At 43.1% G+C, this 24,040-nt stretch carries 28 protein-coding genes and 1 tRNA gene; 26 read left to right on the top strand and 3 right to left on the bottom strand.

Going from position 1 to position 24,040, the window contains the following annotated elements; translation table 11 throughout:
- Positions 1-66: 66 nt before the first annotated feature.
- From GPK88_RS17490 to GPK88_RS17455, 8 genes are all read left to right on the top strand, one after another.
- A complete protein-coding gene (locus GPK88_RS17490) occupies positions 67-234 on the top strand; it encodes a tyrosine-type recombinase/integrase (protein ID WP_119240358.1) in 168 nt (55 codons plus the stop codon).
- A 354-nt stretch (positions 235-588) separates the two neighbouring features.
- A complete protein-coding gene (locus GPK88_RS17485; RefSeq protein ID WP_330626721.1) occupies positions 589-1,779 on the top strand; it encodes a sn-glycerol-1-phosphate dehydrogenase in 1,191 nt (396 codons plus the stop codon).
- A 69-nt stretch (positions 1,780-1,848) separates the two neighbouring features.
- Positions 1,849-2,340: a 2-C-methyl-D-erythritol 2,4-cyclodiphosphate synthase gene (gene ispF, locus GPK88_RS17480; RefSeq protein ID WP_148447700.1), complete on the top strand. Its 492-nt coding sequence runs from the start codon at positions 1,849-1,851 to the stop codon at positions 2,338-2,340.
- A gap of 1 nt (position 2,341) precedes the next feature.
- Positions 2,342-3,751, top strand: coding sequence for a cysteine--tRNA ligase (cysS, locus tag GPK88_RS17475; protein ID WP_148447702.1), 1,410 nt, complete (start codon positions 2,342-2,344; stop codon positions 3,749-3,751).
- Positions 3,736-4,161, top strand: a complete 426-nt coding sequence (locus GPK88_RS17470) for a Mini-ribonuclease 3 (protein WP_148447704.1) — start codon at positions 3,736-3,738, stop codon at positions 4,159-4,161. The genes cysS and GPK88_RS17470 overlap by 16 nt, the downstream gene beginning before the upstream one ends.
- Positions 4,162-4,171: 10 nt before the next feature.
- Positions 4,172-4,897, top strand: a complete 726-nt coding sequence (gene rlmB / locus GPK88_RS17465) for a 23S rRNA (guanosine(2251)-2'-O)-methyltransferase RlmB (protein WP_118064413.1) — start codon at positions 4,172-4,174, stop codon at positions 4,895-4,897.
- A gap of 30 nt (positions 4,898-4,927) precedes the next feature.
- Positions 4,928-5,521, top strand: coding sequence for an RNA polymerase sporulation sigma factor SigH (gene sigH, locus GPK88_RS17460; RefSeq protein ID WP_173762121.1), 594 nt, complete (start codon positions 4,928-4,930; stop codon positions 5,519-5,521).
- A gap of 74 nt (positions 5,522-5,595) precedes the next feature.
- On the top strand, positions 5,596-5,946 hold the full coding sequence (locus GPK88_RS17455; RefSeq protein ID WP_173762122.1) for a hypothetical protein: 351 nt from the start codon (positions 5,596-5,598) through the stop codon (positions 5,944-5,946).
- Positions 5,947-6,033: 87 nt separating this feature from the next.
- Here the strand turns inward: GPK88_RS17455 and GPK88_RS17450 are convergent.
- Positions 6,034-6,106, bottom strand: a tRNA-Thr gene (locus GPK88_RS17450).
- A gap of 187 nt (positions 6,107-6,293) precedes the next feature.
- Between GPK88_RS17450 and GPK88_RS17445 the strand changes: the two genes are divergently transcribed.
- The 8 genes from GPK88_RS17445 to GPK88_RS17410 all read left to right on the top strand — a co-directional run bounded on the left by GPK88_RS17445 (position 6,294) and on the right by GPK88_RS17410 (position 15,638).
- Positions 6,294-7,961, top strand: a complete 1,668-nt coding sequence (locus GPK88_RS17445; protein WP_148447710.1) for a glutamine--tRNA ligase/YqeY domain fusion protein — start codon at positions 6,294-6,296, stop codon at positions 7,959-7,961.
- 162 nt (positions 7,962-8,123) lie between these two features.
- Complete coding sequence (locus GPK88_RS17440; RefSeq protein WP_148447712.1) at positions 8,124-8,729, top strand: Maf family protein; 606 nt, start codon at positions 8,124-8,126, stop codon at positions 8,727-8,729.
- Positions 8,730-8,737: 8 nt separating this feature from the next.
- Positions 8,738-9,403 carry an HAD family hydrolase gene (locus tag GPK88_RS17435; protein WP_148447714.1) on the top strand — a complete coding sequence of 222 codons (666 nt, stop codon included), beginning with the start codon at positions 8,738-8,740 and terminating at the stop codon, positions 9,401-9,403.
- A gap of 14 nt (positions 9,404-9,417) precedes the next feature.
- Positions 9,418-9,675, top strand: coding sequence for a glyoxalase (locus GPK88_RS17430; RefSeq protein ID WP_148447716.1), 258 nt, complete (start codon positions 9,418-9,420; stop codon positions 9,673-9,675).
- Positions 9,675-9,812, top strand: coding sequence for a hypothetical protein (locus tag GPK88_RS17425; RefSeq protein ID WP_215708078.1), 138 nt, complete (start codon positions 9,675-9,677; stop codon positions 9,810-9,812). The genes GPK88_RS17430 and GPK88_RS17425 overlap by 1 nt, the downstream gene beginning before the upstream one ends.
- A complete protein-coding gene (locus GPK88_RS17420; protein ID WP_148447718.1) occupies positions 9,809-12,703 on the top strand; it encodes a choice-of-anchor D domain-containing protein in 2,895 nt (964 codons plus the stop codon). The genes GPK88_RS17425 and GPK88_RS17420 overlap by 4 nt, the downstream gene beginning before the upstream one ends.
- Positions 12,704-12,956: 253 nt before the next feature.
- A complete protein-coding gene (htpG, locus tag GPK88_RS17415; RefSeq protein WP_148447720.1) occupies positions 12,957-15,005 on the top strand; it encodes a molecular chaperone HtpG in 2,049 nt (682 codons plus the stop codon).
- A gap of 300 nt (positions 15,006-15,305) precedes the next feature.
- Positions 15,306-15,638 carry a sporulation initiation factor Spo0A C-terminal domain-containing protein gene (locus tag GPK88_RS17410; RefSeq protein WP_148447722.1) on the top strand — a complete coding sequence of 111 codons (333 nt, stop codon included), beginning with the start codon at positions 15,306-15,308 and terminating at the stop codon, positions 15,636-15,638.
- Here the strand turns inward: GPK88_RS17410 and GPK88_RS17405 are convergent, their stop codons facing one another.
- Complete coding sequence (locus tag GPK88_RS17405) at positions 15,639-16,142, bottom strand: DUF5721 family protein (RefSeq protein ID WP_173762123.1); 504 nt, start codon at positions 16,140-16,142, stop codon at positions 15,639-15,641.
- A gap of 157 nt (positions 16,143-16,299) precedes the next feature.
- Between GPK88_RS17405 and GPK88_RS17400 the strand changes: the two genes are divergently transcribed.
- Entirely contained in the window at positions 16,300-17,139 is an 840-nt protein-coding gene (locus tag GPK88_RS17400) for a DegV family protein (protein WP_215708077.1), read from the top strand.
- 132 nt (positions 17,140-17,271) lie between these two features.
- Positions 17,272-17,526 (top strand): hypothetical protein, encoded by a 255-nt coding sequence (locus GPK88_RS17395; protein WP_173762125.1) that lies wholly within the window; start codon positions 17,272-17,274, stop codon positions 17,524-17,526.
- 179 nt (positions 17,527-17,705) lie between these two features.
- Here the strand turns inward: GPK88_RS17395 and GPK88_RS17390 are convergent, their stop codons facing one another.
- Positions 17,706-17,906 (bottom strand): cold-shock protein, encoded by a 201-nt coding sequence (locus GPK88_RS17390; protein WP_015525894.1) that lies wholly within the window; start codon positions 17,904-17,906, stop codon positions 17,706-17,708.
- A gap of 302 nt (positions 17,907-18,208) precedes the next feature.
- Here GPK88_RS17390 and GPK88_RS17385 point away from each other — a divergent pair, with 302 nt between their 5' ends.
- The 8 genes from GPK88_RS17385 to GPK88_RS17350 all read left to right on the top strand — a co-directional run bounded on the left by GPK88_RS17385 (position 18,209) and on the right by GPK88_RS17350 (position 24,038).
- Positions 18,209-19,501: a dihydroorotase gene (locus GPK88_RS17385; protein WP_173762126.1), complete on the top strand. Its 1,293-nt coding sequence runs from the start codon at positions 18,209-18,211 to the stop codon at positions 19,499-19,501.
- A 2-nt stretch (positions 19,502-19,503) separates the two neighbouring features.
- The gene (pyrF, locus tag GPK88_RS17380; RefSeq protein WP_148447728.1) at positions 19,504-20,430 is read left to right on the top strand and encodes an orotidine-5'-phosphate decarboxylase; all 927 of its coding nucleotides are present in this window, start codon (positions 19,504-19,506) and stop codon (positions 20,428-20,430) included.
- Positions 20,431-20,445: 15 nt separating this feature from the next.
- A complete protein-coding gene (locus GPK88_RS17375) occupies positions 20,446-21,240 on the top strand; it encodes a dihydroorotate dehydrogenase electron transfer subunit (RefSeq protein WP_173762127.1) in 795 nt (264 codons plus the stop codon).
- A complete protein-coding gene (locus GPK88_RS17370) occupies positions 21,237-22,142 on the top strand; it encodes a dihydroorotate dehydrogenase (protein ID WP_021977584.1) in 906 nt (301 codons plus the stop codon). The genes GPK88_RS17375 and GPK88_RS17370 overlap by 4 nt, the downstream gene beginning before the upstream one ends.
- A gap of 145 nt (positions 22,143-22,287) precedes the next feature.
- Positions 22,288-22,962 carry an orotate phosphoribosyltransferase gene (gene pyrE, locus GPK88_RS17365; protein ID WP_173762128.1) on the top strand — a complete coding sequence of 225 codons (675 nt, stop codon included), beginning with the start codon at positions 22,288-22,290 and terminating at the stop codon, positions 22,960-22,962.
- Positions 22,940-23,188 carry a hypothetical protein gene (locus tag GPK88_RS17360; protein WP_147343332.1) on the top strand — a complete coding sequence of 83 codons (249 nt, stop codon included), beginning with the start codon at positions 22,940-22,942 and terminating at the stop codon, positions 23,186-23,188. Before pyrE ends, GPK88_RS17360 begins: the two co-directional genes overlap by 23 nt.
- 44 nt (positions 23,189-23,232) lie before the next feature.
- On the top strand, positions 23,233-23,724 hold the full coding sequence (locus GPK88_RS17355; RefSeq protein WP_330597639.1) for a VanZ family protein: 492 nt from the start codon (positions 23,233-23,235) through the stop codon (positions 23,722-23,724).
- A complete protein-coding gene (locus GPK88_RS17350) occupies positions 23,724-24,038 on the top strand; it encodes a hypothetical protein (RefSeq protein WP_021977588.1) in 315 nt (104 codons plus the stop codon). The genes GPK88_RS17355 and GPK88_RS17350 overlap by 1 nt, the downstream gene beginning before the upstream one ends.
- Positions 24,039-24,040: the final 2 nt, after the last annotated feature.

Raw genomic sequence — 24,040 nt, 5'->3', positions numbered from 1 at the left:
AGCGTCAGATAGTCTTCGGCAGAAAAAAATAAAATTTTTTTTGTCCTATACTTGACACATCCACATATGCTGAGACATACGTTTTGCACCAGATGTGCAGAAGCTGGTCTAGATATCAAAGTTTTACAAATGATCATGGGACATAGTGACATAAGCATTACAATGAACATATACAATCATGTAGATGCTGCAAGAGTACAGAATGAAATGAAAAAGCTTGAAAATGTAATGTAATAATCAGAGCCATTCCCTTTATTGGGCGTGGCTTTTTATTATGATAATTTTTGTGACAAACAAAAGAAAATAGACGCAACCAGACGAAACATTGTTTGGCGTAGAAACACCGGAAATCCTTGAAAATAAAGGATTTTTGCTATATGATGAAACAAGTTGAACTCTATCATTGCGTAATAAAAAGAAATCCTGTATAATACCAAACTGTAATATTGTATCATTCAGCGGATTGAAACGTACGCTGTGAATTATCAAGATAAGTCAGGAGGATATAAATACATGCGAGTCGATGCGGACGATTTTGCCCGACCTTGCAGCTGCGGGAGGGAGCACCACATAGACGTTAAGGAAATTGTGATTGAATCAGGAGCCATCGGGAAACTGGAAGAAGAAATGTCAGACGGAGATCTGAGAGAATATATTTCCCCGCTTCTGATCTGTGACACAAACAGTTACAAGGCAACAGAGGAACTGATGGAAGACATCTACGACCGGTGCCAGGTACTGATCCTGGATGCCGAAGGCCTTGAGGCAGATGACCGGGCCGTGGAAATCGTAGAGAATTATATGGAAGAGGACATTGATCTCGTTCTTGCGGTAGGCGCAGGTACGATCCATGATCTCAGTCGGTTTGTGGCCCATCAGTACCGGATTCCTTTTGTCTCTGTGCCCACCGCAGCCAGTTCAGACGGATTTACTTCTACAGTAGCAGATATGACATGGAATGGTGTGAAAAAGACAGTAGCAGCATCTGCGCCACTTTTTGTTTTTGCGGATACGGACATTTTTGCAAAAGCACCGAAGAGACTTACCGCTGCCGGTGTGTCGGATATTCTGGGAAAATATATTGCTCTGGCAGACTGGAAAATAGCCAGTATTCTTTCGGAAGAGTATTACTGTGCAGAGGTGGTAAATCTGGAAACAAGAGCTGTCCGGACTGTGAAGGATAATCTGAAGGAGATTGCGGCTGGCGAAGAAGAAGCATGTGAGAAGCTGATGTACGCCCTGGTGCTGTCAGGGCTTGCCATGCAGATGACCGGGAGTTCCAGACCTGCATCCGGAGCAGAACATCATCTGGTACATCTCTGGGATATGGAAGTTGTGAACGGGCATCTGGATGCGCTCCACGGTGAAAAAGTTTCCGGGGGAACCATGCTGGTACTTCTGGAGTACAAGAAAATTGCGGATGCCATCCGAAGAGGAACCTGCAAAGTCCATACCTGTACAGAGGAAGACCAGGAACTCCTTAAGGAGACTTTTGGAAAAAAAGGGATTCTCGGAGCACTCGAAAAAGAAAACACTCCGGAACCTCTGGATGATGTGAGCACGAGAGAACTTTCCGATGCGCTTCCCCGGATCCTTAAGATCATTGACGCGCTTCCGGCAGTTACAGATATGCAGGAGATGATGAATACAGCCGGATGTGTAAGTAGAGTCCGGGATATCGGACTGCCAGGCGAGGTGATCGAAGAGAGTCTTTTGCTTGCACCGTATACAAGAAGAAGGCTGAGTCTTTTAAGACTTCGAAAGATGCTCACATACTGATCAGAAAAGATCACAATAAGTTCTGTTGACTTGGCATAAATTTCAGGAAAGGCAGTGAGGAATGGTTTGATGAGAGTAGGAATGGGATATGATGTACATAAGCTGACAGAAGGCAGAGATCTGATCCTTGGAGGGGTAAACATTCCCTGGGAAAAAGGTCTTCTTGGCCATTCTGATGCGGATGTACTGATCCATGCGATCATGGATGCGCTTCTGGGAGCTGCGGCTCTTGGAGATATCGGGAAACATTTTCCGGATACAGATCCTGCATATAAGGGAATTTCCAGTGTGAAACTTCTGGTACATGTTGCCGGGCTTCTGAAAGAAAACGGTTATGCGGTGGGAAATATTGATGCCACGATCATTGCCCAGAAGCCAAAGATGGCACCACATATTCCGAAGATGAGAGAAAACATTGCAAAAGCACTTGGAATTGAAATATCACAGCTGAATATCAAGGCAACCACAGAAGAAGGCCTTGGCTTTACAGGACAGGGAGAGGGGATTTCTTCTCAGGCGATCTGCTCCCTGTATAGAATCGGGAAATTGGAGGAAGAGTAACATGAAGATTTTTAACACACTCACAAGAAGAAAAGAGGAATTCGTACCTCTGGAAGAGGGCAAGGTAAAGATGTATGTTTGCGGACCTACAGTTTACAATCTGATCCATATCGGAAATGCCCGTCCTATGATTATTTTTGATACGGTACGAAGATACATGGAATATAAAGGATACGAGGTTAATTATGTATCCAACTTTACAGATGTAGATGACAAAATCATCAAAAAAGCCATTGAAGAGGGTGTTTCCGCAGAGGAAATTTCCACCCGCTATATCAAAGAGTGCAAGAAAGATATGGCAGACATGAATGTAAAACCTGCCACAACCGCACCTCAGGCAACACAGGAGATCCAGGGCATGATCGACATGATCCAGACCCTCATTGACAAGGGATACGCATATCCGGCAGCTGACGGAACCGTATATTTCCGTGTAAAGAAATTCAAAGAGTACGGCAAGCTTTCCCACAAGAACCTGGATGATCTCCAGTCTGGTTTCCGTTCCCTGAAGGTATCCGGCGAGGATCAGAAGGAAGATCCGCTTGACTTCGTACTCTGGAAACCGAAGAAAGAGGGCGAGCCGTCCTGGCCGTCACCGTGGTGCGACGGACGTCCTGGCTGGCATATCGAGTGCTCTGTCATGTCCAAAAAATATCTTGGAGAAGAGATCGATATCCACGCAGGCGGAGAGGATCTGATCTTCCCACATCACGAGAATGAGATCGCACAGAGTGAGTGCTGCAATGGCAAAATTTTTGCAAGATACTGGATGCATAACGGTTTCCTGAACATCGACAACCGCAAGATGTCCAAATCTCTCGGAAACTTCCGTACTGTACGTCAGATCGGTGAGCAGTATGATCTTCAGGTTCTCCGTTTCTTTATGCTGAACGCACATTACAGAAGCCCGCTGAACTTCAGTGCGGATCTGATGGAAGCAGCCAAGAATTCTCTGGAGCGTATCTTGGAGGCTGCAGGCAAGCTCAGCGATCGTAAAGACAATGCGGCAGCAGAAAATATCACAGAGGAAGAACTTGCACTTCTCAAAGAGGCAGAAGGCTTTGTTACCAAATTTGAAGCTGCCATGGATGATGATTTCAACACTGCAGATGCACTTGCTGCCATCTTTGAGCTTGTTAAATTTGCCAATACGAATGTAAACGAAAACAGCTCAAAAGAATTTGCGGCAGGTCTTTATGAGGAACTTTTCAAACTCAGTGATGTGCTGGGACTGAAGATCGAGAAGAAAGAGGAAATCCTTGATAAAGAGATCGAGGATCTGATCCAGGAGCGTCAGGCTGCAAGAAAGGCTAAAGATTTCAAGAGAGCAGATGAGATCCGTGACGAGCTTCTGAAAAAAGGTATCATTTTGAAAGATACAAGAGAAGGTGTGAAATGGCAGAGAGCTTAAGGGAGCTTAAAGAGCTGTTTGATCTCAAAGACGCGGATCTTCGTACCTATTCACCACTGACACTGGCTTATATCGGGGATGGTGTTTATGAACTGGTGATCCGTACCATCCTCGTAAAAAGAGCAAACTGCCCGGTAAACCGTCTCCACAAAAAAGCCAGCAGTCTTGTAAAAGCGTCCGCGCAGTCGGGTATGATGGAGATCATTGAACCGCTTCTGACAGAAGAAGAAAAAAGCGTATACCGGAGAGGAAGAAACGCCCATTCCGCTACCATGGCCAAACATGCGACCATGGCAGATTACCGGCGTGCTACAGGTTTTGAGGCGTTGATGGGATATCTTTATCTGAAAGAGGATTTTTCAAGGATACTGGAGCTGGTCCACGCAGGACTTGAGAAGGAGGAAGTTTAAAGTGACTGAAATGATAGAAGGAAGAAATGCGGTACTTGAGGCATTTCGTTCCGGCAAATGTGTTGATAAACTGTTTATTCTGGATGGCTGCCAGGACGGCCCGGTCCGTACTATCGCAAGAGAAGCCAGAAAACATGATACCATTGTGAAATTTGTTCCGAAGGAACGTCTGGATTCCATGAGTGAGACAGGTGCTCATCAGGGCGTGATCGCACAGGTTGCGGCTTACGACTATTCTACTGTGGAAGACATCCTGAAAAAAGCAGAAGAAAAAGGGGAGCCTCCTTTTATTATTCTTCTTGATAATATTGAAGATCCCCATAATCTGGGAGCAATCATCCGTACTGCCAACCTTGCCGGTGCCCATGGAGTGATTATCCCGAAACACAGAGCAGTAGGTCTGACAGCTACCGTTGCAAAGACTTCTGCCGGTGCCCTGAATTATACACCGGTTGCCAAGGTTGCCAATCTTGGACAGACCATTGACGAGCTGAAAGAAAAAGGAATCTGGTTTGTGTGCGCGGATATGGACGGAGAAGTGATGTACCGCCAGAACCTGACAGGACCCATCGGCCTTGTGATCGGAAATGAGGGAAATGGCGTCAGCCGTCTTGTAAAGGAAAAATGTGATTTTACTACCGCGATCCCGATGAATGGAGACATTGATTCCCTCAACGCTTCTGTAGCAGCAGGAGTACTTGCATTTGAGATCGTGAGACAGAGAATGGCGAAATAACAGATACAGCTTAAGCTGTTCGGAGAAAAAATGTGCCGATATAATGAGACAGAGGACGAAGTTCTCATCCAGAGACTTCGTGCCGGAGAATCCATGATTGCAGATTATCTGATGGAAAAGTACAAAGGTCTGGTCAGAAAAAAGGCAAGAGCCATGTTCCTTATTGGCGGGGATACCGATGACCTGATCCAGGAAGGTATGATCGGACTGTTTAAAGCAGTCCGGGATTATCAGCCTGACCGGGAATCATCCTTTCAGTCCTTTGCGAATATGTGTATTGACAGACAGATCTACAGTGCGATCAAAAGTTCAAACCGTCAGAAACACCAGCCGCTGAATACGTATATATCCTTAAGTGACAGGGAAATGGAAGAAAATCTCAGAGATTCCTGTGCGGAACATGATAATCCGGAAGCAATCCTGATTGACCGGGAAAATGTAACAGCGCTGAAAGAAGAAATGAAAAAGAGCTTAAGTTCTCTGGAAAATCAGGTGTTTCAGCTGTATGCTGCAGGAAACGGCTATGTGGAGATCGCGGAAATCCTGGGCAAAACGCCGAAGGCTGTTGATAATGCCTTGCGAAGGATCCGCAAAAAAATGAAACGCTGTTTTGGAGAAAGTTAATTCCCCTCTTTTCTTTTGGATATAAAAGTATTAAAATGATGTTAAAAACAGCGGAACAAGAAAGGAGACCAATTATGGCAAAGATCAATAAATACTGGGGACTGGTTGCAGTAGGAGCTCTTACCGCGGCAGCAGCAGGAGCTATTGCAGCGATTATATCCAGAAAATCTGTATGTGAAGACGATTTTGAAGATGACTTCGATGATCTCGATGATATTGAAGAGGACGAGAAGAAAGAAGAAAAAGAAGAGAAAGAAGTCTTCCAGGACTGGGACAAAACCGCATCTGAGACTGTAGAAGTTTCCAAAGAGACAGAAGAAGATGCAAAAGAAGCGCCAGCTGAGGAAGAAGAGACGGAAGCGGAAACAGAGGAAACTGCAGCTGATGAGGCAGAAGAAAAAGCAGAAGAGACAACGGAAGAATAAAGAATAGAGAAATCCCACAGAATTGCCGGATAAAGCGAGTTCTGTGGGATCTTTTTTGTTTATAATAGTATTTAAGATAAAAAATAAAGCTGCTGACGGGAATCGAACCCGTGACCTCCGCCTTACCAAGGCGACGCTCTACCGACTGAGCCACAGCAGCTTGTTTTGCGACGCGACGTTTGTGCCGCTCACAGTTGAATATATTATCAGATGAGTAGAGAATTGTCAACATATATTTTGTAAATTTCTTTATTTTTTTTCGTGCAGATAAATTTTTTAAAAAACTTTCAAAAACTCCAAATTTATGATAAGATAAAACATCAGGACGATATCTAGGAGGGAGAATCATGGACAACGAGACAGTTTCCAAAAACTTTATTGAGAATATTATAGACAAAGATCTTGAAGAAGGCGTTTATGACACTGTGCATACACGTTTTCCACCGGAACCGAATGGTTATCTTCACATCGGACATGCAAAATCCATTCTTTTAAACTACGGACTTGCAAAGAAATACAACGGAAAATTTAACCTTCGTTTTGATGATACAAACCCGACAAAGGAGAAATCCGAATTCGTAGAATCCATCAAAGCTGATGTAAAATGGCTTGGTGCAGACTGGGAAGACAGACTTTTCTTTGCTTCTGACTATTTTGACCAGATGTATGAAGCTGCTGTGAAACTGATCAAAAAAGGCAAAGCTTTTGTCTGCGATCTGACTGCAGACCAGATCCGTGAGTACAGAGGAACTCTTACAGAACCAGGTAAAGAGAGCCCGTACAGAAACCGTACTGTAGAAGAGAACCTGCAGCTTTTTGAGGAAATGCGCGAGGGTAAATACGGAGACGGTGAAAAAGTTCTCCGTGCAAAGATTGATATGGCATCTCCGAATATGAACATGCGTGATCCGGTTATCTACCGTGTAGCCCGCATGACACACCACAACACAGGAGATAAATGGTGCATCTATCCGATGTATGACTTCGCCCATCCTATTGAGGATGCGATCGAAGGCGTGACCCATTCCATCTGTACTCTGGAGTTTGAGGATCATAGACCGCTTTATGACTGGGTTGTAAAAGAACTGGAGTATCCACATCCGCCGAAGCAGATCGAGTTTGCAAAACTGTACCTTACAAACGTTGTTACAGGTAAACGTTACATCAAGAAACTTGTTGAGGATGGAATCGTAGATGGCTGGGATGATCCGAGATTGGTATCCATCGCTGCACTTCGCCGCCGTGGATTCACACCGGAATCCATCCGTAAATTCGTAGAGCTCTGTGGTGTTTCCAAGGCTAACAGCTCTGTAGACTATGCAATGCTTGAATACTGCATCCGTGAGGATCTGAAACTGAAACGTCCACGTATGATGGCGATTCTTGATCCGATCAAACTTGTGATCGACAATTATCCGGAAGGACAGGTTGAGTACCTGGAAGCTCCGAACAATATGGAGAATGAGGAACTTGGAACCAGAAAGATCCCGTTCAGCAGAGAACTTTATATCGAACGTGATGATTTCATGGCAGAGCCGCCGAAGAAATACAAACGTCTCTATATCGGAAATGAAGTCCGTCTTATGAATGCATATTTTGTAACCTGTACAGGATATGAAGCAGATGATGACGGAACGATCCGTGTGGTTCACTGCATTTATGATCCGGAAACCAAGGGTGGAAACGCACCGGACGGACGTAAAGTAAAAGGAACCATCCACTGGGTAGAGGCATCCAACGCAGGCAAGGTTGAGGTAAGACTATACGAGAATATCGTAGATGAGGAGAAAGGTGTTTACAATAAAGAAGACGGATCTCTCAATGTAAATCCAAATTCTCTTACTGTGACAAGTGCTTACGTTGAGCCGGAGCTTCTGAAAGCAAAAGGCTACGACAGCTATCAGTTTGTCCGCAACGGATTCTTCTGTGCAGACATCCATGACTCCAAAGAGGGCGCACCGGTATTTAACCGTATTGTGTCTCTTAAGAGCTCTTTCAAACTGCCGAAGGCATAAGATCAAAACCGTAATCATATATAACAGACAGTACGCCGGGATATCTGTACATCCCGGCGTATTATATTTTATAATCCGGAAGAAATTCTCTTTTGACAATTCCGGTTGCACCTCCTTCCGTAAAAGGTTATACTGATAACACAGAAAGAGAGGAATACACACATGAAAAAGATCGTGCTTGCTTCCGCGTCTCCCAGGAGACGGGAGCTTTTGAGCCAGGTGGGAATCATATTTGAGGTAAAACCTGCCAGTGGGGAAGAACGTATCACCAGCACAGAGCCCTCGAAGGTGGTTGAGGAACTTTCCTGTCAGAAGGCCATGTTTACCGCACATGCACTGGAAAAAGAACAGGCGGATGATCTGGCGGATATCCTTGTAATCGGAGCGGATACCATAGTCTCCTATGAGGGAAAGATCCTCGGTAAACCTTCAGATCCGAAAGCAGCAGTGGATATGCTGAGTATGCTGCAGGGAAACACACATCAGGTATATACGGGTGTGACAGTTCTTGTAAGAGAAGAAGAAAGCTGGAAAGTTCATACGTTTCATGAATGCACAGATGTAATTTTTTACCCGGTAACCCAGGAAGAGATTACAGAATATGTAAACAGCAAAGATCCCATGGATAAGGCAGGAAGCTACGGAATCCAGGGCGCCTGGGGAGCTTATGTGAAAGGAATCCGCGGCGATTACAACAACGTAGTCGGGCTGCCTGTGGCACGGCTGATCTATGAGACAAAGAAACTGGGAATAAACCTGAGAGGATGAATGACAAAATGATAAAAGCTTGTATTTTTGACCTGGATGGAACAATTGCAGATACGCTGGAATCCATGGCATATGTGGCGAATGAGATCATGGAGAAATTTTCCCTGAAACCACAGCCGGCAGACAATTTCCGCTATTACAGCGGAGAAGGCGCAGACATGCTGATAAAAAGATGCCTGATCGATGCAGGAGATCCGGAACTGGTCCATTACGAAGAAGTCCGGGAACTTTACCGCAAAAAATTTGATGAAGATCCCCTGTATAAAGTTGTACCATATAAAGACATGCCGGAAACCCTTCAGAAACTGAAAGATGCGGGACTGAAAATGGCAGTATGCTCCAACAAGCCACACATTGCGGCACAGAAAGTCGTAAAAGTAATCTATGGGGATGTTTTTGACGAAGTAATGGGACAGCAGGAGGGAATCCGAAGGAAACCAGCACCGGACGGCCCGTTAAAGATCGCGGAAGAATTCGGAGTGAAACCGGAAGAATGCATGTATATCGGAGATACAAAAACAGACATGCAGACAGGAAAAGCAGCCGGAATGTATACGGTAGGTGCGCTCTGGGGATTTCGTGGCCGCAGGGAACTTGAGGAAAACGGTGCGGATATTGTGGCAGATGGCCCGATGGATCTTTTTACCATATATCAGGAGAAAAGTTATAAATAAAGGAGGATTTTTAAATGTACAAAAAAGAATATGTCCAGACATTTCTGGAAAAACAGGGACAGCTCTTTGATGAGCCGGTAGCAGATGATTTTGAAGAGGCAGAGGCATTTCTGGAAGACTGTATGGCAGTTGTTCTGGATTCTCTGAAAGATGTAAAGAAATATCTGGATGGAATGGGTGCAGATGTGGAAGGCCTTTCTCTGAAAGAACTGGAAGAAGAGAGTGAAGTGTTTAAACTTCCGGATGGAAAATATATGATTGTTGAAGGCTGATGGAAAAATATGTCGGAAAACAAGAATTACATCCCCGAAAATTAAATATGGTAAACTTACATCAGCAAAGAAAGGTCTGCAAAAATCTGACAGAAACGCAGAAAATTAAAAATGATGTAAAGGAGGATGGAATATGAAGAAAAACAGAGTACTGGCAGTCATTATGGCCGTGCTTATGATGGTTACATTACTTCCATCTATGGTATTTGCCGCTGCAGCTCCCCAGGGAGCACTTGATGGCAAACTGAAAATTAAAGGAACAATTGCAGTAGGCGTTACCTTAAGCGCAGATTATTCCAAGGTAAAACCAGAAGGAATTACAGATGATTATGTGAGTTTTTCATGGTCTCTGAAAGACGGTGATCTGCTTACAGAAGTAGGAACCGATAAAACCTATAAGGTGGAAGAAAAGGATCTGGGACTTCCCATTGTTCTTAAAATTACAGGTAAAGAAGAAATGGGAATCAGCGGTGAACTTACGGTAACGACGCAGGAAGTTTCCGCGACGGAGGAAGAAGCAAAAGCTCTTGCACAGCAGAAGAAGGAAGAAGCTGCCGATAGTGAGAGCGAATTGGATGAAACTTCAGAACAGGATTCTACAGAAGAAAGTACAGAAACGGAAATTTCTCCGGCAGCAGACCAAAATACAGAAACAGATGAGAGTGCACAGCCTGATGAAAGTACGGAAACCGAAGAAAGTACAGAAGAAATCGGCACAGATGAAAATACGAGTTCTCAGGAAGAAGTATCCAATACAGAAGAAAAACAGGATTCTTCTACAGAGACTTCCGAAATTATTGAGGTTGGAGGAAACCAGGAGGAAAAGACCGAGCAGGCCGAAGAACTTACCTATTCGGCGGCGGCTTCCACAGAAGACGGAAGTGGTGTCCTGAACTTCGGATCTGTTGAAGAAGGATATACGGAAGTACCAGGAGAACAGTATGTTATTATTACCAATAATGGAACCGGAGATCTGAATTTTAAAGAAATTGCGCCGGAGAATTTTATGGCGCAGGATATTAACGAGCAGCCATTGAAAAGTGGTGAATCAGTTACCGTATGGGTGAAACCAAGAGAAGGGCTGAAAGCCGGAGAATATAAAGATCTGATTACCTATCAGACAGAAGAAGGCGCAGATGTTTTCTTTGAGGCAGATTTTTCAGTGGAAGCAGGAGAAAAAGACGATAAAGCGGACTCTGGAAAAACAACCGAACCAAAAGAAAATGAAGATAAAACCTATAAACTTACCGTAGACTCCGAAGAAATTTCTTTTGATGATCTGACAGCAGGTTATGATAATGTTGAAACAAGAACTGTTACAGTCAGAAATGATGGTACAGAGACAGTGACGCTGGTACAGCCGGTTTCCGAAATATTTGACATTGCACCGGTCAGCGCAGTGGAAAGTGACGGAAATATTCAGCTTGCCCAGGGGGATGAGCAGATGTTTACCGTACAGCCAAAAATCGGTCTTGAAGCAAAAGCAGATTCTTACACAGAAGATCTTGTCTTTGCCTCATCGGATAACAATGCATCGGTAACAGTAAAAGCATCGGTAACTGTGAAAGAAGAACCTCAGAAAATAGTATCGGTAAGCGTTAATCCGGAAAAACTGAATTTTGAAAGCCAGGAACAGGGATACAGTACAGCGCCAGAAGCGCAGACAGTAACAGTTGAAAACACCGGAACAGAAGCGGTTCGTTTGGTACAGCCAACCGCCAGAAACTATGAAGTAGGTACAATTTCGGCGGAAGTGATTAATCCGGGAGATTATGCTACGTTTACCGTACAGCCGAAGACAGGTCTTGCAGCAGGCAGCTACAATGGAACAATTCAGATAACGGATAAAGATGGAAACATAAAAGATGGAGTTTCCGTATCATTTGAAGTGACAGAGCCTGCACCGATTTATAATCTATCTGTCAGCCCGGAAAATCTGGAATTTGGAAATGCAGAGGAAGGATACAAAAATATTCCAGAGGCACAGACGGTTACCGTTACCAATACCGGAAACACAGCAATTACATTGCAGCAGCCTTCCGGTATGAATTATACAGTGGGCAGTCTTTCCAAGACAGAGATTAACGCAGGAGAAAACGCTACATTTACTGTACAGCCGGCAGGTGGCCTTTCTGCATCTGAATATGTGGAAGACATTGCGGTTTCCAGTAGCGCGGATGTGGAAGTTTCTGTAAATGCACATTTCACTGTCACAGAAAAAAAGACGGATAATACGAAAAAAGGAAATAATCTGACAGGAATAAAAAAACCGTCTGACATTAAAGATCTTCCAAATGGTACCGAGAAGACACAGAAAGCACTGAAACTTCCGGAAACAGTAACAATTAAGACAACAAAGGGAGAACAGAAAGCTTCTGTAACATGGGATGTAAATGGCTGTTCTTATAATCCGTCCTCTGCGGACAGACAGACATTTAATGTAAAAGGTACTGTCAAACTTCCAGATGGGGTAAAAAATCCGGATGGAATCAGCACAGTGATTGCAGTAAGTGTGACTGTAAACGGATACAGTGGTTCCAAGGCAGCTGCTTCCGATAATAAGATCACAGGAATTGATCCGGATGGCAAGTATGATACCAACACGAAGATTACTTTTACAGCAGTGGGAGCAGGAATGGATAATGCCAGCCCGCGTAAGGGAGATACCAGATATCTTCCGAAAAGCTGGAAAATTACAGAGGAGCGTACATGGGATGCAGCACCGTACACAGCAACATTCCGCGTAAGCAAACCGGGTAATTACACCTTAAAAGTTACTTTTGGACAGCAGAAATATGATGGCACCAACTGGAAAGATACAGGTACACAGTCAGAAAGTACCGTTGCTTTTGCTGTATCACAGGCCGAGATTCTTACAGCAACACCGAGTCCTGCAGTTACGCAGTCAAACAAAAAATCGGCAGTGCAGACAGGAGACAGTACACCGGTTATGACATTTGTGATTGTTCTGGTTGTTGCAGCAGTATGCATTGGTGGTATTCTTGTGTATCGCAGAAAGAAAAAATAAATAAATTATACGCAGATAGCGTCCCCTCGCATGACTTGATGTGCGAGGGGATTTTTACATGGAAAATACAAAATTGTTACTAGCACTCGAAAATGGTGAGTGCTAAATTTTCCTTGACTTTTGTAAAAAGTCGTATTAGTATATATTTAGTCAGTCGGATAAAAGAATCCGCAGGATGATAAAGTAAAGACAGAAACAGTTTTCCGGTTCTGCCGGGAATATAAGGAATAAAAGTAAAAGGAGAGTGACATACATGTCAGCAAAACATGGAAGTTTATCAATCAACAGTGAAAATATTTTCCCGATTATCAAGAAATGGTTATATTCAGACCATGATATTTTTGTAAGAGAGATGATCTCCAATGGATGTGATGCAATCACCAAGCTGAGAAAACTGGAAGTTATGGGTGATTACACATTTCCGGACGGATATAAACCGGCAGTGAATGTTATTGTGGATCCGGATCAGAAGACTCTGAAGTTTATTGATAACGGTATCGGTATGACGGCAGACGAAGTAGAGGAATATATTACTCAGATTGCATTTTCCGGTGCAACAGAGTTTCTTGAGAAGTATAAAGATAAGACAACCGATGATCAGATGATTGGTCATTTCGGACTTGGTTTCTATTCCGCTTTTATGGTTGCGGACGAAGTTCATATTGATACTCTTTCTTATAAAGAGGGTTCCACACCGGTTCACTGGACCTGTGATGGTGGTACAGAATACGAGATGGCAGATGGAAATAAGACAGAGCCTGGAACAGAAATCACTCTTTTCCTTAATGAAGAAAGCCTGGAGTTTGCAAATGAATACCGCATGCGTGAAGTAATTGAGAAATACTGTTCTTTCATGCCGGTAAATATTTATCTTTCCAAGGCAAACGCAGAGCAGGAATATGAAACTATTGACGAAGCAGATCTCCGTGACGACGATGTAGTAGTGGAGCATATCCATGAAGAAGCCAAGACAGAGGAGAAAGAGAACGATAAAGGTGAGAAAGAAGTTGTTGAAGTTTCTCCTGCCAAAGACAAGGTAAAAATTAATAAACGTCCGGTATCGTTAAGTGACACACAGCCATTGTGGATGAAACATCCAAATGAGTGTACAGATGAAGAGTATAAAGAATTTTACCGTAAGGTATTTATGGATTACAAGGAGCCACTGTTCTGGATTCATCTGAATATGGATTATCCGTTCAACCTGAAAGGTATCCTGTATTTCCCGAAAATCAGAACCGAGTACGATTCTATTGAGGGAACAATCAAACTTTATAATAATCAGGTGTTTATCGCAGATAACATTAAAGAGGTAATTCCGGAATTCCTTCTTCTTCTGAAAGGTGTCATTGACTGCCCGGATCTGCCACTGAATGTATCTCGTTCCGCACTGCAGAATGACGGTTTTGTCAAGAAAATTTCCGAGTATATTACAAAGAAAGTTGCAGACAAACTGACAGGAATGTGCAAGACTGACAGAGAATCCTATGAGAAATACTGGGATGATATCAGTCCGTTTATCAAATTTGGCTGCATCAAGGATTCAAAATTCGGTGAGAAGATGAATGACTATATTCTCTTCAAAAATCTGGATGGCAAATATCTTACCCTGAAAGACTGTGTTGAGGAAAATAAAAAAGAAGAAGCCAAAACAGAAGAAGAGAAAACTTCGGATGAATCCAAGAAAGAAGAAAAGGAAGAACCAGAAAAGACAGTTATCTATTATGTTACAGATGAAGTACAGCAGAGCCAGTATATTAACATGTTCCGCGAGGCAGGAAAAGATGCTGTAATCCTGAAACATGTGATAGATTCTCAGTTTATTTCTCATCTTGAGCAGCAGGATCAGGAAATTCAGTTCAAGAGAATTGATGCGGATCTTACAGAAGAGCTTCGTGAAGATGGCGAGACAGATGAAACAACAGTAAAGACTCTGACAGATGTATTCCGCAAAAACCTCGGCAAAGATAAACTGGAAGTAAAAGTAGAAAAACTGAAAAATGAAAATACTGCAGCGATGATTACACTTCCAGAAGAGAGCCGCCGTATGCAGGATATGATGAAGATGTACAATATGTATGGAATGGATCCGAATATGTTCGGAGGACAGGAAATACTTGTTCTGAACGCAAATCATCCACTTGTGAAATTTGTGGCAGAAAATCAGGAATCTGAGCATGTTCCGGTGATTTGTGAACAGCTCTATGATCTGGCAATGATGAGCCATAAACAGCTTTCTCCGGAGGAAATGACAAAATTTGTCAAGAGAAGCAATGATATTCTTATGGTTCTCACAAAATAAATAACGGAATCAGGAACAGAGAGGGCTTTGCCTATTAGGGCAGAGCCTTCTTTTTTTATAAATAGAATAATTGTCTTTTTTATAACAATATACGCATCTTTAACACAATTTTGGATATTATGGATATATAATACATATTAATTAAATTCTTAGGTAAAAATGCTGTAAAAAAATGAAATCAGTATCTAATATGTAAAAAATAAATTTTCAGAAGAAAGCGAAAAATACGAATAAGTGTCGTATTATATATGAGGAAGTGAATTTAAAAAGAGAAAAAATAGAAATAGGGAGGAAAGGTGTATGAAAAACATATATGGTCTGATAAGAAGGTTGGGAGCGAATTCGAAATATAAAGGATATTTCTTCACGGCGGAGGCTGTGAAGATTTCAATGGGTTATCAGTATAAACCGTTACGGATTACAAAAGACATTTATCCGTGTCTGGCCAGAAAATATAAGTCAACGCCAACAAATGTAGAACACGATATTCGGACACTGGTAAATGTCTGTTGGGAGGGAAACAGAAGACTTCTGGATGAAATTGCAGGATATCAGTTAGAAGATAAACCGACGAACAGTGAATTTATTGATATGCTGGCGTATTACCTGAGAGAAATGGAAGAAACCAGCTGACTACAGTTTTTCAAAAATTATCTGGTTCTGAGTCAGAAAGTTAAGAACCATATCATCCCAGAGCTGTTCCGGCCGTTTGTCCATGGAAAAAGTCCGAAGAGAGGTTCCGGTGGTACAGAGAAGACTTCCATTTTTAAACTGAAGATTTAAAAATAATCCGTCAATCTGCTCGGAGGAAATTTCAGAATCTGTATTTCGTATTGCGGCTTCCACTCCGCTTCTGCTCAGATGAAGCACGATTTTAAAACTTAACGGTGTACGTTTTCCGCGGATTACAGACCAGCAGAAGGGTTTTGTGTCCCTCCAGAGAGAATGCGTCCGGCCGTGTTCTGTGATTTTGTTCAGACTGTCTGTATCAAAGAAATCTTTTTGAAGTCTGCCGTCGATGGTGAAAGTATTAAAAGTAGTGATCACTGCTTCGGACAGGCAGAATTTATCGAATACTTCTCCTATAAAAAGCTTGTTTGTAAAATCCCGGATATCTGTGATTTTTAATGCCAGCATGCCGCACTTCCTTTCTTTTTTGATTGCGTGTAGATATTATATCTCAGATACAGAAAAAAGGACAGACTTTTTAAAAAACTCTTTTCAAATACCTGTTTATGTGATACCATAGATGTGGTATTGAATACTACATATAATGGAAAAGAGGACGATATAATTGAGTTATAAGATTGCGATAGATAGCTGTGGAGAACTCCTGAATGAATGGAAAGATGATGAGAGAATAGAATCTGTACCGCTGACACTGATGGTTGGTGGCGAGAGTATTATAGATGATGAAACTTTTGACCAGAAGGACTTTCTGAAAAAAGTTGCTGCATGCCTGGAGTGTCCGAAATCCGCATGCCCGTCGCCGGAGCGTTATATGAAAGCTTATGAGTGTGAAGCAGACCACATTTATGCAGTGACACTTTCTTCTGAGCTGAGCGGTTCCTACAACAGTGCGGTTCTTGGAAAGAGTCTGTTTCTGGAGGATAACCCCGGGAAAAAAATTCATGTATTTAATTCCAAGTCTGCATCTGGTGGAGAAAGCCTGATTGCCATGAAGATTGTGGAATGTGAAGAAAAAGGACTTTCTTTTGAGGAAGTCATAGAGACGGTAGATAAGTATATTGAAGAAATGAGTACATTTTTCGTACTGGAAAATTTGGAAACGCTGCGTAAGAATGGACGTCTGAGCAGGGTAAAGGCTCTGGTAGCCAGTGCACTGAAGATCAAACCGGTTATGGGATCTACTCCGGAGGGAAGTATCTGCCAGTTTGACCAGGCAAGAGGAATGAATAAGGCGATTGTAAAGATGGTGGAGCTTGTTGGAGAAAAAGGAATCAATATCCACGAAAAGACTGTTGCCATCACATACTGTAACTGCCCGGAAAGAGCGAAGATGCTGGAAGAAGCTATCCGGGAGAGACTGAATCCTGCGAAGATCGTTGTTATGGATACTGCAGGAGTCAGCAGCATGTATGCGAATGATGGAGGCGTTATTGTTGCTGTCTGATCTTGCGGCAGTGCAGGTCCTTGGCTTATTGTTCAGAAAATTATCACATTTCTTTCTGGAGTTGCTGCTTTTCTTTTGAAAACAGATGTGCTATAATAAACGGAGTATTTGAATCGGCAAAGGAGAACAACAATGAGCCAGAAGAAAGTTGACAAATATAAAAACAACAAATTTGGACGAAGCAGTGTTCAGAAGAAAGAACGGGTGGAATTTGTTCTTGAGATGGTAGCGTGGATTCTGATCGCGGCACTGTTTGTAGGCTGGATCGGCTATTCCGCTTATGCGAAGATCCAGGCGAAAGAGGCCAGTGTGAAAGTAGATACAGTAATGGATACATCAGCACTGACAGATTATATTTCAGGATTATCTTCAGACAGCGCCGAGTAAAGGCTTGTTTGATGACAGTAACCAAAATAAAATAATTAAAGATGAAGAAATCTCCAGGATGTAGGAATGAGCATCCTGGAGATTTTTTACGTAAAACAATATAATAAAAAACAGGTCTGCTCTGAAGCAAACCTGTTTTGACTTATACGTTTTTTATGGTTATAGATTTATCGGGTAAATTATAACTTTGTAACGTTAGCAGCCTGCATTCCGCGAGCGCCCTCTGTTAAGTCATAGGATACAGCCTGTCCCTCTTCAAGAGATTTGAAGCCTTCACCGTTGATTGCGGAGAAATGTACGAATACATCCTGTCCGTCCTCACCTGTGATAAAACCATAGCCTTTTTCTGCGTTGAACCACTTTACAGTTCCCTTGTTCATTTTGTGTTACCTCCATAAAAATAAAAAAGTTAAAATAGCCTTCTGATGATAATAAAAAATCACCAGATTTTACAGACTATATTCATGTAAATATAATCTCTAAAAACTAGTGATTTTACATTAAATATCTTGCCATGTTCTGATTATATAACCCGTGTTTTGAAATGTCAAGGAGAAAATTCCAACAATTTCAGTACATAAAACAGGACTGAAACGCTTTGTAAAAAAATTCTTTATAAAAAGAGAATTTTCGTGTATGATATAGTAGATATGGAAAATAAAAAGATGAGAGGAGAACATAAATGGGGATTCTGATTCGAGGAGGCCGGATCGTGGATGCGGCTACAGATACGGATAAAACAGGCGATATTTATCTGGAAGACGGGATCATCACGGAAATTGGCCAGAAGCTGAAAAAGAAAGACGGCGACCGTGTGATTGATGCAAAAGGAAAGCTGGTCATGCCGGGAATCATCGACCTTCATGTCCATTTTCGTGATCCGGGACAGACACATAAGGAAGACATTATGAGCGGTGCAGCGGCAGCTGCCCATGGAGGCGTGACCACAGTAGTTGCCATGCCAAATACAACTCCTACCATTGATAATCCGGACAGAGTAAATTATGTACATAATAAAGCGGCCCAGTTTTCCGGCATTCATGTGCTTCAGGCAGGTGCTGCCACGAAGGGTGAGAAGGGAACGGAGCTTTCGGATATCGCAGGAATGGTAAAGGTCGGTATCCCGGCAGTTTCCGAAGATGGTAAATCAGTGATGAATACAGCACTCTGTAAAGAAGCAATGAAAATTGCGGCAGAATGCGGAGTTCCGTTTTTTGATCACTGTGAAGATATTGACCTGCGTGGGGACGGATGTATGAACGATGACGAGAATGCCAGAAGACTGGGACTTCCGGGAATCTGCAATGCGGTGGAGGATACCATTACGGCCAGAGATATCATTCTGGCGCTGGAAACAGGTGTGCATCTTCACCTCTGCCATTGTTCCACTTATGGTGATGCCGAGATGATGAAGTTCGTAAAAGAAAAAGGATATGATAATATCACGGCAGAAGTGTGCCCTCACCATTTTATCCTTTCATCTGATGATATAAAAACCGATGATCCGAATTACAAGATGAATCCGCCTCTTCGTACACCGAAGGATGTGGAAGCGCTGAAACAGGGGTTGAAAGATGGTACCATTGAGGTAATCAGTACAGATCACGCACCACACAGTGCAGAGGAAAAAACAGGTTCCATGAAGAATACGCCATTTGGAATCGTAGGACTTGAGACAAGCCTTCCGCTTACCTACACAGAGCTGGTAGAAAAAGGTGTGATTACATTAAAACAGATGGTGGAGAAGATGTGCCTGAACCCTGCAAAGATTCTGGGACTCGAAAGCGGAACGCTGCAGGAAGGCCACCCGGCAGATGTGATTATTGTAGATACGGAGCAGGAGTATACTATCGATAAAAATAAATTTGTTTCCAAAGGTCACAATACGCCATTTGACGGATGGAAAGTAAAGGGAAAAGTTCTTTATACCATCTGTGACGGAAAAATTATATTTGAAAATCAGGAGGAGAAATAATCATGATTAACAAACTGATCAGCAACATTCGCAAAACAAATGCACCAATCGTTGTAGGACTGGACCCTATGCTGAATTATATTCCGGAACATATCCAGAAGAAGGCTTTTGCAGAGTTCGGGGAAACCTTGGAAGGTGCTGCAGAAGCAATCTGGCAGTATAACAAAGGAATTGTGGATGCCACCTATGATCTGATTCCTGCAGTAAAACCACAGATTGCCATGTATGAGCAGTTTGGTATCCCGGGGCTGATCGCATACAAGAAGACCGTTGATTACTGTAAATCCAAAGATCTGGTTGTGATCGGTGATATCAAGAGAGGTGACATCGGATCTACATCTGCAGCCTATGCAGTTGGACATCTGGGACAGGTTCAGGTAGGCTCCAAGAAATATGCAGGTTTTGATGAGGATTTTGCTACAGTCAATCCGTATCTTGGTTCTGATGGTGTGAAACCTTTTATGGATATCTGCAAAGAGGAGAAAAAAGGTATTTTTGTTCTGGTAAAAACTTCCAACCCGTCAAGCGGTGAGTTCCAGGATCGTGTTATTGATGGCCGTCCGCTCTATGAGCTGGTAGGCGAGAAAGTTGCACAGTGGGGCGATGAGCTTATGGGCGACGAATACAGTTATGTAGGCGCTGTTGTAGGTGCAACTTATCCGGAAATGGGAAAAGTATTAAGAAAAATCATGCCGAAGACATTTATCCTTGTTCCTGGATATGGGGCACAGGGTGGAAAAGGAGCAGATCTTGTCCATTTCTTTAATGAAGACGGACTTGGAGCTATTGTAAACTCTTCCAGAGGAATCATTGCTGCATACAAGCAGGAAAAATATAAAGAGTTTGGTGCTGAAAATTACGCAGATGCCTCCAGAGCGGCTGTAAAAGATATGATCGCGGACATCAGCGGCGCACTGGAGAACAGATAATACAGGAGGCATTTTATGAGCACGTCAGAAAATAAGAAAACAAAAAAGTCCTGTAAGATTCTAAGCCAGGAATGTATAGGTACAGATATTTACAGCATGTGGCTGGATGCGGGGGAAATTGGGAAAAATGCAGTGCCGGGACAGTTTGTATCTCTTTACAGCCGCAACGGCAGCAAACTTCTTCCAAGACCCATCAGTCTCTGTGAGATCGATAAGGAAGAGGGAAAACTGAGACTGGTATATCGTGTTACCGGAAAAGGAACTGGTACGGAGGAATTTTCCAGACTTCATGCAGGAGTACCTGTTGAGACATTGGGACCTCTTGGAAATGGTTTTCCACTGGATGCAGTAAAAGGCAAAAAAGTATTTCTCATGGGCGGTGGAATTGGAATCCCGCCAATGCTGGAAACTGCCAAAGAGCTGGATGCAGAGAAGATCATGGTTCTTGGATACAGAGATGAGCTGTTTCTGAATAAGGAATTTGAAGCTTACGGAGATGTCTATGTGGCAACGGAAGATGGATCTGCCGGAACAAAGGGAAATGTCATGGATGCTATCCGTGAGAATGGCCTTGAGGCAGATGCGATCTTTGCCTGTGGACCGGCGCCAATGCTCCGTGCCATCAAGGCATATGCCCTTGAAAAGGGAATTCCCTGCTGGATTTCCATGGAAGAGCGTATGGCCTGTGGTGTAGGTGCATGCCTTGCCTGCGTATGTAAATCCAAAGATGTAGATTCCCATTCCCATGTACATAACAAGCGAGTATGTAAAGATGGACCTGTATTCTTAAGTACGGAGGTAGAGTTATGAGCAGAATGAAGGTAAATCTTGCCGGCGTAGAGCTTAAGAATCCGGTAATGACAGCGTCCGGAACATTTGGTTCCGGAGCGGAATACAGTGAATTTGTGGACCTGAATAAACTTGGTGCGGTTGTGACAAAAGGTGTGGCCAATGTACCGTGGCCGGGAAATCCTACACCAAGGGTGACTGAAACAGCGTCCGGAATGCTCAATGCCATCGGCCTTCAGAATCCGGGAATCGATGTATTCTGTGAGAGAGATATTCCGTTCCTTAAGAAATATGACACAAAGATCATTGTCAATGTCTGCGGAAAATCCACGAAGGATTACTGTGAGGTTGTGGAACGCCTTGGAAATGAGCCTGTGGACATGCTGGAGATCAATGTTTCCTGTCCGAATGTCAAGGAAGGCGGGATTGCCTTTGGCCAGAATCCGAAAGCTCTTGAAGACATTACGAAAGAAGTTAAGAAATATGCAAAACAGCCGGTGATCATGAAGCTGAGCCCCAATGTTACCGATATTACCGAGATGGCGAAAGCAGCAGAAGCCGGTGGTGCAGATGTGCTTTCCCTGATCAATACTCTGACAGGAATGAAGATCGATATCAACCGTCGTACATTTGCGCTGGCAAATAAAACAGGCGGAATGTCCGGCCCTGCAGTAAAACCGGTCGCTGTCCGCATGGTATATCAGGTGGCAAATGCGGTATCCCTTCCGATCATCGGAATGGGTGGCATCGCAACCTGTGAGGATGCACTGGAGTTTATCATGGCAGGCGCTACTGCCGTATCTGTGGGAACCGCAAACTTTTTCAATCCTTATGCAACAGAAGAAATTGCGGAGGGAATCCAGGCATTTCTTGAAAAAGAGAAGGTTGAAGATATCAATGAACTGATCGGTGTGGTGAAATAACGGGAATTTCCATAATTTGCAATTCTGTTATACATATGTTAGAATGAACGCGGATAAGCAAAGTGATTGCACACACGAATCACAGCAGAACAAAGAAAGAATATCCGTTTTGCTGTGTACATGAAAAATATGGAGGATTAAATAAATGGAACAGTATAAGCAGGAATTTATTGAGTTTATGATCGACTGTAATGTCCTGAAATTTGGAGATTTTACTACGAAATCGGGAAGAAAAACACCATTTTTTGTAAATACAGGATTTTATCGTACCGGTGCACAGCTTCGTAAACTGGGTCAGTATTACGCAAAAGCGATCGAGAGCAAATTCGGACTGGATTTTGATGTGCTGTTTGGACCGGCATATAAAGGAATTCCTCTTTCTGTGGCAGCAACCATGGAAATCAGTGAAATGTACGGAAAGGATATCCGTTACTGTTCCAACCGTAAGGAAGTAAAAGACCACGGAGATAAGGGAATCCTTCTTGGCAGCCCGATCCAGGATGGGGATAAAGTAGTGATCATTGAGGACGTTACGACTGCCGGAACATCCATTAAGGAAGCACTTCCGATTATCAAAGCACAGGGAGATGTAAATCCGATCGGTCTTGTGGTTTCTGTTGACCGTATGGAACGTGGTCAGGGAACCAAGAGTGCTCTGAAAGAGATTGAAGAGAATTATGGTCTTCAGACTACAGCAATTGTAACCATGGCTGAGGTGGTTGAGCACCTCTACAATAAAGAATACAAAGGCCGTGTTGTGATTGATGATAAGCTGAAAGCAGCCATCGATGCATATTATGAGCAGTACGGTGCAGAATAATACTGGTACAGAATATCATAATAAAAGAGCAGCGGATTCCGAATGTCCGCTTTTACTGGGAGGACACAGACTTATGAATGAAAAAATTTATAAAACCATGGCGAGCAGCGGGGCGGGAAGTCTTGCACTCGGTATTGTCGTTCTGGTGACGGGACTTGTCACAGGGATTCTGATGATCGTGAACGGTGCGAGACTGCTCAAAAGAAAATCAGAGATTTTGATCTAGGAAAAATATAAACAAAAATTCCGGAAAGCCGCACTCTGTTTCGTGTGGCTTTTCGGGCATTTAAGCAGGGGAGAATATTGAAAAAGGGGACAAAACACAGAGTAAAAAAACTCGGGACAGCTTTTTTTGTGCTGTATGTCCTGATACTTGTATACCTTCTTTTCTTTTCGGAAGGTTATGGCCGGGTAGCAGACGCGGAAAGAGAATTTCGATATAATTTTGTTCCGTTTGTTGAAATCAGGCGTTTTTGGGTCTACAGGAAACAATTAGGGATGTTTGCACTTTTTACAAATATTTTCGGAAATGTGCTGGGATTTATGCCATATGGGTTTGTTCTTCCGGTGATAAACCGAAGAATGCGAAATGGCTTTTTTATTATATTATCCGGTTTTTCCATCAGTCTGACGGTGGAGGTGATCCAGCTGATCACCAGGGTCGGATGTTTTGATGTGGATGATATGATACTGAATACTCTGGGCGCGGCACTGGGATATGGAATTTACGCAGTCTGCGACAAAATTAGGAGAAAACATTAATGGCAAGAAGATATCGATATGCATTTGCAAAAAAAAGAGAAGCTGCGAAAGGAAAGTGGTCCGTAGGACTGGCAGCAGCTTCCCTCGTGCTGTTTATTGTGGCAGTTGTGCTTGCACTTTTTCTTGACGGAAAGCTCGGGGGCCTGATTGGCGGAACCGGGCTTTTTGCGATGCTGCTGTCAGCATACGGCTTTGCACTGGGCCTTTCCAGCTTTTCAGAGGAAAACCGGAAACACCGCACAAGTATGATCGGATCAATCTTAAACGGTGTGATTCTGGTAATCTGGCTGGGACTTTTTTTATCAGGAGTATAAAA

It is taken from the genome of Blautia sp. MCC269 (assembly GCF_018785655.1).
In the GTDB taxonomy this organism is placed as follows: Bacteria; Bacillota; Clostridia; order Lachnospirales; family Lachnospiraceae; genus Blautia_A.
The sequence above is the reverse complement of the archived record's forward strand: the minus strand, read 5'-3'. Positions and strand labels throughout refer to the sequence as shown.